Genomic DNA, 12,599 nt, shown 5'->3' with positions numbered 1-12,599 from the left:
GAGAATGCCGCCGTCCGCAGCCGCCCGGTTTCGGGCGGCTTTTTTTTTATTTCTCCAGCGGCGCGTTGAGGATCCAGCGGTGGCCGAACGGGTCGCGCAAGGAGGCGTAGCGCGTCCCCCAGAAAGAATTCGTCGGAGCCGTCTCGACCTTGCCGCCGAGCTTGGTGGCGCGCGCGCAGATGTCGTCGACCTCCTGCGCCTTGTCGTATTCGAGGCTGATGGAGACGGTCACGTGCTCGCCCGGCAGGGGCACGCGGGTCTGGCCGAATTCGGGAAAGATGTCGGCGAGCATCACCGAGCCGCCGTTGATCAGCAGTTCGCAGTGGGCGATGCGCAGCCCGTCGACCGACGGCATGAGGGCCCGCTGCTGGGCGCCGAAGGCGCCGGTGTAAAATGCGATGGCTGCGGCGGCGGGGCTGACGGTCAGATAGGGCGCGACCCTCGGACGTGGCTGTTTCATCAAATTTCCTCCGCCGGGGCGCGCAGCGGATCGCCCCAGTCTTTTTTCCTGATCTTTTCGTAGCGCGCCTTGTCGCGCTTGGGAATGAATGTCTCTTCGAATGCTTTATCGGCGCAGAGCCTTAGGGAAATTCCCGCCTTGCTGACGCGGGGCGGGGCGATCACACGCGCCCATGGCGGCGTTCCGGCGGACCGCCCCGCGACGAGATAGGCGAACTTCTCGTCCTCGAAGGGCGCCTCGGCGCCTTTGACCAATTTGTGCGCGCGCCGCCGGGGCAGCCTGACCGAGAAATGGCACCAGTCGTTCGCCAGCAAGGGGCAGGGCGCCTGGTGCGGACAGGGCGCGAGAATATGCGCGCCGAGCGCGATCAGACGGCCGCGGACGATCATGAGCCGGGCATGGTCGCGCGGCGTGCCCGGCTCGACGATGACAAGCGCGCCGCTTGTGCGCGACCAAAGCTGATCGATGACGGCTGGGAGTTCGGCTTCGGCGACTTCAGTAAGCGCGTAGCCGACGACGACGAGATCGAACGAGGCGGCGTCCTCGCCCGCCCGTGGCGTGGCCATATCGGCGTGCGTCGCCTCGATCGTCGCACGAAGTCCGCTCTCCTGCGCCAGCGCCGTCGCGAGGTTCAGGAACAGCGCGCTGCGGTCGAGGAGCGTGATCTCGGCGATGTTTGGCCACACGGTCGCGGCGGCGCAGGAGGCCGCGCCAAGGCCGCACCCGACGTCTAGCATCCGCTTGGGGGCGAATTCGGGGTTCTGCTCGTCTAGACGTCCGAGCGCCGTCACGATGGCGGCGTAGGTCGCGGGCATGCGCGTCGCCGCATAGGCCAGGGCGTCCGTCTCGTCACGAATGGTTTCGCTGGTCGGCCTATGGGCTCGATAACGCTCCGACAGCTGTCTGGCTCTGTCGCGCAGCGCGCTATGCGAGAGGCCCTCAAGCCTCGCCTCGATGGCCGCCGAAAGCGGCGCAGGAAGCTCTGGGGAGGGCAGGCTCATCGCGTATGGGCTCGGGGAAGGCTGCGCCTTGAACTCTCTTCCATGCAGCTTGCGTTACGGGTAGAAGAGCCTCAATTCAAGGGAGACGAGTTAAGAGGCGGCCCATCGCAGTCGGCCTCATGCTGAGGAAGAGCGGAGAGCCGTCTCAAGCACGAGGGCGCCGCCCGCGATGTCCTTGTCCTTCGAGACGCGGCTTGCGGCCGGTCCTCAGGATGAAGAAATCAGTCAGCGAGCCGGATCGCGAGAAGCCAGCAAGAGGAAGAGATAAATGTCCAAAGCCGCGCCCCGCACCGTTTACGACAAGATCTGGGACGACCATGTCGTCGACCACAAGGATGATGGCGCGTCGTTGCTCTATATCGATCGCCACCTCGTGCATGAGGTGACGAGTCCGCAGGCGTTCGAAGGCTTGCGCATGATGGGCCGGTCGGTGCGCGCCCCGCAACGGACGCTCGCCGTCGTCGATCACAATGTGCCGACGACCGATCGCTCTTTGCCGATTGAAGATGCCGAGAGCAGGGCGCAGGTGGAACAGCTCGCGCTCAACGCGCGCGAGTTCGGCGTCGAATATTACGACGAGCACGACCGTCGCCAAGGCGTCGTGCATATCGTCGGCCCGGAGCAAGGCTTCACGCTCCCCGGCATGACGATCGTCTGCGGCGACAGTCATACTTCGACTCACGGCGCCTTTGGCGCGCTCGCGCATGGCATCGGCACATCGGAAGTGGAGCATGTGCTCGCAACGCAGACGCTGATCCAGAATAAGGCGGCCAATATGCTGGTGCAGGTTGACGGCAAGCTCGCCGACGGCGCCACCGCGAAAGACATCATCCTCGCGATCATCGGCAAGATCGGCACCGCCGGCGGCACCGGACACGTCATCGAATATGCAGGCGAGGCGATCCGCGATCTCTCGATGGAAGGCCGCATGACCGTTTGCAACATGTCGATCGAAGGCGGCGCCCGCGCCGGGCTCGTCGCGCCGGACGAGAAAACTTTCGCCTATCTGAAGGATCGCCCAAAAGGTCCAAAGGGCGAAGCGTTCGACATGGCCCGCAAATATTGGGAGACGCTGTACACCGACGAGGGCGCGCATTTCGATAAGATCGTCAGGCTCGACGCCAGCAATCTGCCGCCGATCGTGACCTGGGGCACCTCGCCTGAAGACATCGCGACCATCGATGGATTCGTGCCCACCGCCGACAGCGCGAAGACGCCGCAAAAGCGCGCCGCCATCGAACGCGCGCTCGACTATATGGGGCTGAGGGGCGGCGAACGCATCACCGACATCGAGATCGACCGCGTGTTCATCGGCTCCTGCACCAACGGCCGTATCGAAGATTTGCGTGCGGCGGCGAAGATAGTCGAGGGAAAGAGCGTCGCCGAACGCATCAACGCGATGGTTGTGCCGGGATCGGGTCTCGTAAAGGCGCAGGCGGAAGCGGAAGGTCTCGACAAGATCTTTACCGCCGCCGGCTTCGAATGGCGGGAGCCGGGCTGCTCCATGTGTTTGGCGATGAACCCCGACCGCTTAGCGCCGGGCGAGCGCTGCGCCTCGACATCCAATCGCAATTTCGAGGGACGACAGGGCTTCAAGGGCCGAACCCACCTCGTCTCTCCGGCGATGGCGGCCGCAGCCGCAGTCGCTGGACGCCTGGTGGACGTGCGCAGCTGGCGCTAAGCGACAAAGGCGCCGGCAACTTGGCTGCTGGCGCCTTGGTTCCAACTACGCAACAACGTCATTCGTTGTCGTTGTCGTCCGGAATGTTATTGTCCAAGTTCGGGTCGCTCAAGTTCGGGTCGCTACGCCATTCCTCGTCGCTCCAGGGACGCGTGTCGCGCCACATGCGATCGCCGCCACCACGACCCCAATAGTCGCCCCGCTGGTCTCGCATGTCCTGATCACGGTCATCTGCCCTCTGCATAAGACGATGGTCCGTCTGCGTAAGGCGCACGGGAGAGGATGGGCGAGCTAAAACTGCGGACTGCGTTAGTCCAAATGCGCCAAGCGCAAACGCCACGATCAACAGCCTGTTCATGAGTGTTCTCCTCCTCATTTGATCTTGCCTGAACATTGCATGGCGCTGATTGTTCCTGCGTCAGCGGTTTCCCTGCGTTGCCGCTGACGATGAGGGACAGCAATGAACGAATGCGCGGTCCAGGGTTTCGAGGTGGGAAGCCGAAAGGCTTGGCAAGGTTTGGGGACGTTGAACGCTGGCGGCAAAAGGGCGCCCGCGATTGCGGACGCCCTTAATTTCCATGGTTTCTACGTCGCGACGCTATCGCTTAGTCCCGGTCGCGCCCGCGGCGGTCATTATTGTCCCAGTCGCGCTTGTGCCCGCCGCGCCAGTTGTCGTCGCGCCAGGAGCGGTTTTCACGGCCCCAATAGCCGCGTCGGTTGTGATCCCAACCGCGATGGTAGCCGCGATTCTCCTTCCAGTCCCCGTCACGATCGCGCGCATTCTGCACGAGGCCGTCATCGGTCTGGATCATGCCCGGCGCATGAGAAGCGGTGGGCGCCGACATTGCGGATTGCGCGAAACCGAAAGCGCCAAGCGCAAGCGCCGCGATCAACAGCTTATTCATGAGTGAGCTCCTATGATGGTGATCCTGCCTAACACCGCGCGGCGCCGATTGTTCCTGCGCGTCGTGGCATATCGCCTGCGATGATCTGACGATGATTGAACAGGACTGGACTCGGTTAAGAGCGCCGACGCTTGCCGATATCGAAGCGCTCGCCGACGCGGCTTACGCGGCTCTGCCGACAAGCTTCACGCGGCTGTGCGAAGGTCTCGTCATCCGCGTCGAAGACTTTCCCGACGACGAAACGCTCGACGATATGCAATGCGAAAGCGAATACGATCTTCTGGGTCTGTTTCGCGGGCGCGGCCTGACGCAAGGCGCGCATCTCTCAGAGACGGGCGAACAGCCGAACATGATCTGGCTCTATCGACGACCGATACTCGACTATTGGGCCGATAGCGAAGACACGCTTGGAGCGATCGTCACCCATGTGCTCGTGCATGAGATCGGCCATCATTTCGGATTGACCGACGCCGATATGGAGGAGATTGAACGGCGCGCCGAATAAGATTCAGGGCGCGCGTTCCGCGAGCAGCGTTCCGATGATGGCGCCAAGCGCCATGTCGTCCTCTTGTCCAAATCCATGATGTCGAATGCGCCCGTCGCGGCCGATCAGGATCGCGGTTGGCGTTCCGCGCATTTCATAGCGCGCCATGGTGACGGGAATCGACCCGCTCTCTGCCGCTTGGTCGACGCCGATCGGAAATGACAGCCGATATTCATGGATGAAGGCTTCGAGCGACACGGGCGTCATCGCCGCGTGATGTTCGAACACCGTATGCAGGCCGATGACGGCGAGGTCGGAGTCGCGGAACAGCGCATGCGCGCGCTGCGCTTGCGGCGTGCCATGCGCCACGCAACCGGGACACAGCATTTGAAAGGCGTGTAGCATGACCACGCGCCCGCGGAGCGCCGCGAGTGTGATCGGCGTCGGCGTATTGAACCAGCGCGATACGGCAAGTTCCGGCGCCTGCATTCATGCCTCCTAAACACCCGCTGTCATTCCCGACGCGCGCGATCGGGAATCCAGAGCAAAACCAGCGTTGTTGATTCAGCTCTGGATTCCCGGTCAGTCCTTCGGACTGCCGGGAATGACACGCCCAGCGAACGGATCAATAGAAATTCATATCACAGGATCACATTCGTTGATCGTCGTCTTGACCCGTTTCATGTTGGCGTTCGAAAGCTTCTTTTTCGAACGGAATATTGCGGTAGGCGGCGTCGTGATGGCCCAGGCGCCAAAGGTTCGAAAGATAGTCGCGGAAATAGATCAGATAGAAACGCGCGATCCCGTGCCGATCCATCTGCTCTTGGTGAATGAGTTCATGCCGAAGGAGCGTCTGTGAAACCTCCGACTCGTCGCCCTTAAAGAGGATCGTGCGTCCAACAACCATCCCACGATAATTGCGCACGAATGGGAGTTTGAAAACCCAATGACGATAGCGCACGCGGAGCGGCCGACGCGGCCAGCGTTTTTCGGCTGAAATTTCGCGCGATCGCATGAGCGCGCTCTCCTCAATTCGGCCGTCTCTCTCGGCTGGCGAGTTGATGTCAGTCTCGTCCTTTCGGGTCAAGCGTTCGGCCTTATTCGCTGAGTCGCCAGCCCGCGCGATCATCCGACACCCGGATACGCAACCCCACAAGCGCGCGCGGCATGATCGCTCAGGACACGGCCGCAGGGTTGCCGTCCGCGCTTTAGCTTGCACGCCGTGGATATTCCGATTGCGCATTGCCGCGATTGCCGGGGCGCATAGATATTTGCTTACAAGGCCCCCGCCATGGGGTTATCGACCGAGAGATCAGAGCGTTCCCCAATGAGTCCCACAAGCGTCCTCAGGGTCGCGCTCAGCGGCGTCGCGTTGGCGTTCTCTTGCTGCGTTCCTGCAATCAGCCAAGAACGGATCGTCAATGTTTTGGGCTGGGGCGACTACGTCGATCCCCGTGTGCTGAGAGATTTCACCAGGACGACCGGCATTGAGGTGACTTACGAGAGCTACAGTTCTGACGCGAGCTTAGAAACAACGCTTCAGCCTGGGAACCGCGCTTTTGACGTCGTGATCGTCTCGAGTGGCGTGTTGCGAAAGCAGATCGCCAGGGGGCTCTATCAGAAGCTCGACAGGAGCAAGCTTCCAAACGCCGTCAATCTTTGGCCAGAGATTATGGAGCGCCTTGCCACCTATGACCCCGGGAACGAACACGCCGTCAATTATGCGTGGTTTGCGATGGGGATCGCCTACGACGTCGGCAAGGCCCGGGAACTCATGGGCAAGGCCTCGCCGTTGGCGGATTCCTCGTTCGACTCATGGGGCTTACTTTTTCAGCAGAAAAATTTGAAGAAATTGTCGACATGCGGGGTCGGAATCTTGGACAGTCCTGAGGATTTATCTTCAGCTGCGCTGCAATATCTGTGGTCCAACTGGCGACTTTCGCAGGGGTTGGATCGACGCACGGACGGCATCCGCGCCGCCGAGCTTTTGACCGCCGTCCGGCGCGACAGCAAACGCCTCGACTCTCACGACTATGTCAACGCGCTGGTCAACGGCGACGTCTGCGTCGCGGTCGGCTTTTCCCTGGATAGCCTGCGCGCCCGCTACACAGCCGGCATGGTGAAGGAATTCGTCGAGATCGACTTTTTCATCCCCCGGGAGGGCGCTCCTATTCGACTCGACAATCTCGTCATACCGACGGACGCTCCGCACGTCGAAGAAGCATACAAATTCATCGACTTTCTTCTGCAGCCTGAAATCGCGGCCCGCAATACGAATTTTATTGGCGTCGCCAACGGCGTCCTTGCCTCGAAATCCCTGGTCGATGGGAGCATATCAAGGAACAAGTCGATATACCCGGACGCCGCCATGATGAAGCGTCTGATCGCTCCTCAACTCGACGACGGCGCGCCCGCGACCGGACAGACGATCAGTCGCGAAGGAACGCCGACCGGAAAAGCTACGTGGTGGGGACTAGGCCGGCGTATCTCCAAGCCGGCCAAGTCGTCTATCTTCTAAAGGCCTACTGCGGGGCGTCGTTGCCTACTGGCCTCCACTGACAGGTTTTTCAACGCGCTCGGCGGTTGCTGGGACCGATGTCGAGAGACACATTGTTGGACGAAGCTTTTCGATCGTTACGATGGCCTTCTGCGAGGCCTGCATTTTCTCGTTGAGATCGAAAATCTGTTGTCTTGTGGCCGCGACATCCTTCAAGTCAGCCTCAAGCGTGTCGTTCATCGACTTCAATATGTCCGCCGAGTGGGGCATATCGCCCAGATTCACCTGTTTCAGGTTCTGCTCGACTTTCATGGCGCAGCTGATGCGCCGGTCGTATTCGATCCTCAAGTCCTTAAATCTCGCGGCGAAAGTGCCGGCTTTTGTCAAATCCGCCGAAAGCGCGTCGGGCCTGATGCGACAGATCGCATCGACATTGCCGACCGCGAGATATTTAGCCTCGATGATGTGTCCGAAATCGCTGTTGAGTTTTTTGGCTTCATCCAAGAGCGTATTAAGGCTGCAAACGAATTGCTCGCGCCCGCGATAGCAGCTGTCCAATTTGATCGCGCCCTTGGCGCCTGGCAACGTTAAGCTTGCCGTTCCATTCGAGTCGCAGGCGGCCAGCGCCGCCGCCAGAGCCCCGCTGCTGCTTGCTGAGTTCGCGTCTTCCGGAGCTTCATCCTGAAGTCGATCTTCCGAACGGCGGACGCCGTGATGGCGATATTCGCGTCGAGCGATTTGTTGCGGCTCATAGGCCTGTTCTAAAGCCCAAGCGGCGCTTGGCCCGCGTCCGACCGACGAGGGGCCCATCAGCACAAGGAGCGCGGCTCCCGCCACGAGCTGCGCCGCCTCTAGAGTTTTTCTGTTCAGAATGGCCATTATCGGGCCCTCTCGGATTTTCAATGCCCGACAAATTCAGGCTCAATACTGCAAACATTGTCTTGCTCCAGCAAATGGCAACACTTTGCGCTTGCTCGAACCAATTGATGCGCCGTCAAAGGATGTGCTTGCTGTCCGACCACCGCATCCAAAAATAGTTGCCGCCGCCATCTCCCGGGGGACGAAGGCGCGGGGGGCTCGCTGCAAGTAAGCCGGTGGGGGGCTCTATTGCTTGGGACGGGCGCGACGTCACGACGCCGGCAGGCGCTCGCCTTCGAAAAATTGAAGTTTTGAAAGCGGCTCTGCTGTTCGCCGGAAGCCGAAGCGGGGCGCCAAGCCTGCGCATCAGGACCGAGCCCGGCGGATGCGCAGGGCAGAGCCTAGGGGGGGACGCCATTCGCGTCACGCCGCGCCAAACCGGCGAGGCGGATTTCCTGCGTCGAACTGGCGGAGCTGAGAACCCCGCCGCCCGATTCACAAGTGATGGTGATGATGATGGTGAAGATTATGATGATGGTGGTGATGATGATGGACGACGCCAGCCGATCTCGCCATCGCGGGAGCCGGTGAAGGGGCGACAGGCGTAGCCGTAGTCTTTCCCGTCACGTTATTCAGCACGTTCGTAACCGCCAGTCCCGCCTCGGCCCCCACGCGATTCACTCCAGAGGCAAGCTCTGAAATAGGATTTTGGGCTCTCGCTGCTTGAGCGGTGAGAGCAAAGCCGACCATCAGGCCAAATACCAATCCCGCGTTCTTAAAGCACGCCATGCGAACCTCCCTGTTTCTCTCTGCAAAAGGGTCCTCATCAATAGTTGGCGGCCGCGGCCGAGCCAATGCCTATGCGCCGGCGACGACCGAGTTTTTTTTTAGGGTCCGGCGTCACTTCGCCGACCTCCGGCGAACGGATTCGGGAAGCGGAAGCACGGCGGCGCATGAGAGAGGTGAGAATCCCTACCTTCTCACGCTAGCTCACGCTTCCGCCGAACGTGATGGCACAAGCTGACAGGGGACCGAAATGGCCCGTCGGACGCCCTCGCCCGCGCCATGAATTTTTCCGCTGGCGGGGACAGGCGCCTCCGCTGCGGAAGGAGCCTTGTTTCCGTCATCGCTCGACCAGGCCTCGATCAGGTTCTCTCCGTCGTAAAGTTCGACCCGGTGATTGTCAGTGGAATTTTTATAGCGCGCCACAACGCCGCCGAAATTGCTGAGCGCCCGGCTGGCGTCGCGATCTCGCAGCGTTCCCAGTTGCTTCGCGCCCTTCCAGATGACGATGTTGAAACGTGGTTCGCTCAATCGATTGGCATTCATTTTTGTAGCCCCGATTTCGAATCGCCTGTGTTCATGCTTGCATAATTCGCGCAGCTTAAATTCACTCGATCGTGTTCAAAAACCCCTCCGAAGGCAGAGGCAAGCTCTTTTTTGCGGAACTCAGGTGCTGAATAATTTTAGTGAAACCAATGTCTTGGCAAAACTCGGCCTAAACGAGTGACATGATTTTGGTAGCGACTGCTTGCGGGATCAGCAGAAATTTCCCGGTTGGCGTCATCGACGGTTTCGGTCACTTGTGCGGTATCTGCCGGGAAGATCGGAACGTATGTCAGAGACGAGGGCCGCCGGAATGACGGCGCCGGCTTGCAGCACATAGCGGGAGGCGGGGCTCTGGAGCCGATCGGAGTTCACCGTTCGACGGTCGGCCGCCGCATTTTACGCACGGCGTTAGCAGTTTCGTTCCGAGATGGCTCCCCGAGTAGGACTCGAACCTACGACCTAGCGATTAACAGTCGCGTGCTCTACCAGCTGAGCTATCGGGGAATGCGGTCCCGCGTATACAAGGCGGGCGGCGGTTTGCCAAGCCCGCCTCGGCGACTCCGTCGTGCATAAGTGTCGGCGTCGTTCGGGCGGCTTTGGGTCGCCGTGACGGATGTGGTCAAACCGGGCTCAGCGCGTCCGCCGGCGCAAAGGCCGCGAGCGCCGCCGCGACGTCGTCGGGCGAGGGCAGCCCCGCCTCATTGCCGAGATGCTGGATTTTGTGCGCCGACGCCGCGCGGGCGAATTCAAAGTGCTCCCGCCAGGGGGCGTCCGGCCGCTCGAGATAGGAGGCGCAATAGGCGCCGTGAAAGACGTCGCCGGCGCCGGACGTATCGACGATGAGCTCGTGCGGCACGGCGAGCGAGGCCATCTGCGAAATCTCGCCGTCCTCATCATACCACAACATGCCCTTTTCGCCGGTCGTCACCCCGCCGATCCGGCAGCCCTTGGATTTCAGCCAGCCGAGCATGTCGAGCTCCGACATCGACATTTGCTCGCAAAGCTTTTCGGCCACCACCGCGACGTCGACGTATCCCGTCAGCTCCTCGATGCAGGGCCGCAGCGCGCCGCCATCAAGCGACACGAGAGCGCCGCGCGCCCGAGCCCCCTTCGCGTAATGGAGCGCGGCGTCGGCCATATGCCCATCGAGATGGAGAAGTCGCGTTTCCGAAATGTCGAGGCGCGGAACGCCCTGCAGATAAGTGTCGTCGCGCGCGCGCAGGATCGCCCGCTTGCCGTCATTGGGCCAGACGAAGGACAGCGACGAGCGCGCCACCCGTCGCGGATGGACATCGATCCCGTAAGTATGGGCCATGTCCATGAACATGTGGCCGAGCCAATCGGGCGCGAGCGTGGTCAAGAGATCGACGGGATGGCCGAGCTTGGCGCAGGCGAAGCCGGCCGTGACGGCGTTGCCGCCGAAACTCACCGCATAGTCGCGCGCTAACGCCTTCTGGTCGCCCGAGGGCATGCGCTCGGCGCGCATGGTGACGTCGATATAGGCATGGCCAATGAAGAGAGCGTCCAAGGCTGAGACTCCCAAGATGGCGCCGAGCGGTCGCCGCAAAATGATCCCGCAGCAGCGTGACGCACGCTTGCAACGGGACTGTGGCGTCAGACCGAAAAGCTGGTGCCGCAGCCGCAGGAGGAGACGGCGTTGGGATTAACGACGCGGAAGGACTGTCCCATAAGATCGTCGACAAAGTCGATGCTGGCGCCAGCGAGGAAGCCAATGGACGCGGGATCGATCGCGACCCGGGCGCCGGCGTGCTCAAGGAGCGCATCCTCCGCGCCTGGGGCGGACTCCACGGCGAAATGATATTGGAAGCCGGAGCAGCCGCCGCCCTCTACTGAAACCCGAAACACCGCGCCGGGCGACTCATTGGCGAGAATCGCGTGAATGCGCCGCGCCGCTTGATCGGTGAGCGCGATATCGCTTGCCGCCGTCGTCATCCGTTTCTCCGTCACTTGCCTGCGCGGGCCGTCGCGAGTTACTGCGGGCGGACGCCCGATCGAAAGAAACTCGCCCGAAATTCGAATTTCGGCATATCCCATTCTACGGCGGCCCGGCCGTTTGCGGGATATGCTCTCTGCTGCAAGATAGGTCCAAACCTGAGGCGTTTCAATGAAAGGCGCGCATGTGGCGATTCGCGGCCCTCTTGCGGCATACGCCAGCGACGCCGCGCGCTCGCGCGGACGGCTCTATGCAGAGGCGCCATCGCCCACACGGAGCGAATTTCAGCGCGATCGCGACCGAATCATCCATTGCACCGCCTTTCGCCGCCTCGCGCATAAGACGCAGGTCTTCGTGCCGCTCGACGGCGACCATTTTCGCACCCGCCTCACCCATACGATCGAGGTCGGGCAGATCGCTCGCGCGCTCGCCCGCGCCCTGCGCTGCGACGAGGATCTGGCGGAGGCCGTGGCGCTCGCCCATGACCTCGGCCATACGCCGTTCGGCCACGCGGGCGAGGGCGCGCTCGAAGCCTGCATGGCGCCCTATGGCGGGTTCGATCACAATGCTCAGGCGCTGCGCGTCGTGACGCTGCTCGAGCGCCGTTACGCGCGCTACGACGGTCTCGATCTAACCTGGGAGACCCTGGAAGGCATCGTCAAGCACAATGGGCCGCTCTTGCCCGGCGCACGCGATGAGCATCCCTTGCATCATCCTGAGGAGCCCGTGGCTGGCGTAGCGGGTATTCGTCCACTGTCACGCTATATTGCGGCCTTCGACGCCATCTTTCCACTCGATCTCTCGACCTTCGCCAGCGTCGAGGCGCAGGCTGCGGCTCAGGCCGACGATATCGCCTATATCGGCCATGACATCGACGACGGCCTGCGCGCCGAACTGTTTTCGCTCGACGACATCGCGCGAACGCCCTTCATCGCCGGGGTGCTCGCGCATGTCCGCGACGAACATCCCGGCCTCGAACGGCCGCGCGTCATTCATGAGCTGGTGCGCCGCGTCATCACCGCTTTCGTCGAGGACGCGATCGGCGAATCGCTGCGGCGTTTGACGCGCATTTCGCCGGCGAGCGCCGATGAAGCGCGGCGGGCGGGCGAAGCCATCGTCCGTCTCTCGCCGCCGATGGCCGAAGCCGAGCGCGACATCAAGGCCTTCCTCTTCGCCAACATGTATCGGCACGAGAAGGTCTTGGGCGTCTGGGAGCGGGCGCGCGACGCAATTTCTCGGCTGTTTCCGGCTTTTTTTGAGAACCCGGAGCTGATGCCCGCTGAATGGGCGGCGCAGGCGGTCCAGCTGCAGGACGCTGATCGTGCGGTGGTGGTCGCCGATTACATCGCCGGCATGACGGATCGATATGCGCTGAACGAAGCACGCCGCCTCTCAGACGTTGGGTCAAGGCGCAATCAATAATTCATTCA

Annotated in this window: 15 protein-coding genes, 1 tRNA gene and 1 pseudogene; 4 read left to right on the top strand and 13 right to left on the bottom strand. The window is 61.8% G+C overall.

Annotated elements, in window-relative coordinates; all coding sequences use genetic code 11:
* Positions 1-46 precede the first annotated feature (46 nt).
* Together ACPS74_RS02745 and ACPS74_RS02740 are read right to left on the bottom strand one after the other, a co-directional pair.
* Entirely contained in the window at positions 47-460 is a 414-nt protein-coding gene (locus tag ACPS74_RS02745; RefSeq protein WP_029650032.1) for a VOC family protein, read from the bottom strand.
* Entirely contained in the window at positions 460-1,461 is a 1,002-nt protein-coding gene (locus ACPS74_RS02740) for a small ribosomal subunit Rsm22 family protein (protein ID WP_029650030.1), read from the bottom strand. The genes ACPS74_RS02745 and ACPS74_RS02740 overlap by 1 nt, the downstream gene beginning before the upstream one ends.
* Before the next feature lie 268 nt (positions 1,462-1,729).
* Here ACPS74_RS02740 and leuC point away from each other — a divergent pair, with 268 nt between their 5' ends.
* Positions 1,730-3,142 carry a 3-isopropylmalate dehydratase large subunit gene (gene leuC / locus ACPS74_RS02735; protein WP_029650029.1) on the top strand — a complete coding sequence of 471 codons (1,413 nt, stop codon included), beginning with the start codon at positions 1,730-1,732 and terminating at the stop codon, positions 3,140-3,142.
* 58 nt (positions 3,143-3,200) lie between these two features.
* Here leuC and ACPS74_RS02730 read toward each other — a convergent pair whose 3' ends face one another.
* Together ACPS74_RS02730 and ACPS74_RS02725 are read right to left on the bottom strand one after the other, a co-directional pair.
* Positions 3,201-3,356: a hypothetical protein gene (locus ACPS74_RS02730; RefSeq protein ID WP_193392184.1), complete on the bottom strand. Its 156-nt coding sequence runs from the start codon at positions 3,354-3,356 to the stop codon at positions 3,201-3,203.
* A 391-nt stretch (positions 3,357-3,747) separates the two neighbouring features.
* Positions 3,748-4,047, bottom strand: coding sequence for a hypothetical protein (locus ACPS74_RS02725; RefSeq protein WP_029650026.1), 300 nt, complete (start codon positions 4,045-4,047; stop codon positions 3,748-3,750).
* 91 nt (positions 4,048-4,138) lie between these two features.
* On the opposite strand from ACPS74_RS02725, the gene ACPS74_RS02720 reads away from it, so the two are divergent.
* The gene (locus tag ACPS74_RS02720) at positions 4,139-4,552 is read left to right on the top strand and encodes a metallopeptidase family protein (RefSeq protein ID WP_029650023.1); all 414 of its coding nucleotides are present in this window, start codon (positions 4,139-4,141) and stop codon (positions 4,550-4,552) included.
* Positions 4,553-4,555: 3 nt separating this feature from the next.
* Here ACPS74_RS02720 and ACPS74_RS02715 read toward each other — a convergent pair whose 3' ends face one another.
* Both ACPS74_RS02715 and ACPS74_RS02710 read right to left on the bottom strand, forming a co-directional pair.
* Complete coding sequence (locus ACPS74_RS02715; protein ID WP_029650021.1) at positions 4,556-5,020, bottom strand: peroxiredoxin family protein; 465 nt, start codon at positions 5,018-5,020, stop codon at positions 4,556-4,558.
* A 160-nt stretch (positions 5,021-5,180) separates the two neighbouring features.
* Positions 5,181-5,546, bottom strand: coding sequence for a hypothetical protein (locus ACPS74_RS02710; protein WP_036241740.1), 366 nt, complete (start codon positions 5,544-5,546; stop codon positions 5,181-5,183).
* A 312-nt stretch (positions 5,547-5,858) separates the two neighbouring features.
* On the opposite strand from ACPS74_RS02710, the gene ACPS74_RS02705 reads away from it, so the two are divergent.
* The gene (locus ACPS74_RS02705) at positions 5,859-7,049 is read left to right on the top strand and encodes an extracellular solute-binding protein (RefSeq protein ID WP_029650015.1); all 1,191 of its coding nucleotides are present in this window, start codon (positions 5,859-5,861) and stop codon (positions 7,047-7,049) included.
* A 24-nt stretch (positions 7,050-7,073) separates the two neighbouring features.
* Here the strand turns inward: ACPS74_RS02705 and ACPS74_RS02700 are convergent, their stop codons facing one another.
* The 7 genes and pseudogenes from ACPS74_RS02700 to ACPS74_RS02670 all read right to left on the bottom strand — a co-directional run bounded on the left by ACPS74_RS02700 (position 7,074) and on the right by ACPS74_RS02670 (position 11,168).
* Positions 7,074-7,907: a hypothetical protein gene (locus ACPS74_RS02700; RefSeq protein WP_029650013.1), complete on the bottom strand. Its 834-nt coding sequence runs from the start codon at positions 7,905-7,907 to the stop codon at positions 7,074-7,076.
* Between the two features lie 474 nt (positions 7,908-8,381).
* Positions 8,382-8,675: a hypothetical protein gene (locus ACPS74_RS02695; RefSeq protein WP_157055237.1), complete on the bottom strand. Its 294-nt coding sequence runs from the start codon at positions 8,673-8,675 to the stop codon at positions 8,382-8,384.
* Positions 8,676-8,876: 201 nt separating this feature from the next.
* Entirely contained in the window at positions 8,877-9,215 is a 339-nt protein-coding gene (locus ACPS74_RS02690; protein WP_029650011.1) for a hypothetical protein, read from the bottom strand.
* Positions 9,216-9,417: 202 nt separating this feature from the next.
* A pseudogene (locus ACPS74_RS02685) lies at positions 9,418-9,611 on the bottom strand (TrbI/VirB10 family protein); the annotation flags it as partial.
* A gap of 32 nt (positions 9,612-9,643) precedes the next feature.
* A tRNA-Asn gene (locus ACPS74_RS02680) sits at positions 9,644-9,719 on the bottom strand.
* Between the two features lie 115 nt (positions 9,720-9,834).
* A complete protein-coding gene (locus ACPS74_RS02675; protein WP_029650010.1) occupies positions 9,835-10,743 on the bottom strand; it encodes a sugar kinase in 909 nt (302 codons plus the stop codon).
* 86 nt (positions 10,744-10,829) lie between these two features.
* Positions 10,830-11,168, bottom strand: coding sequence for a HesB/IscA family protein (locus ACPS74_RS02670; RefSeq protein WP_029650008.1), 339 nt, complete (start codon positions 11,166-11,168; stop codon positions 10,830-10,832).
* A 172-nt stretch (positions 11,169-11,340) separates the two neighbouring features.
* Here ACPS74_RS02670 and ACPS74_RS02665 point away from each other — a divergent pair, with 172 nt between their 5' ends.
* Positions 11,341-12,591: a deoxyguanosinetriphosphate triphosphohydrolase gene (locus ACPS74_RS02665; protein ID WP_029650006.1), complete on the top strand. Its 1,251-nt coding sequence runs from the start codon at positions 11,341-11,343 to the stop codon at positions 12,589-12,591.
* The last annotated feature ends 8 nt before the right edge of the window (positions 12,592-12,599 follow it).

It is taken from the genome of Methylocystis sp. SB2 (assembly GCF_049817085.1).
GTDB classification, from domain to species: Bacteria; Pseudomonadota; Alphaproteobacteria; order Rhizobiales; family Beijerinckiaceae; genus Methylocystis; species Methylocystis rosea.
Note: the sequence above shows the minus strand (reverse complement) of the source record. Positions and strands in the feature narration are given on the sequence as shown.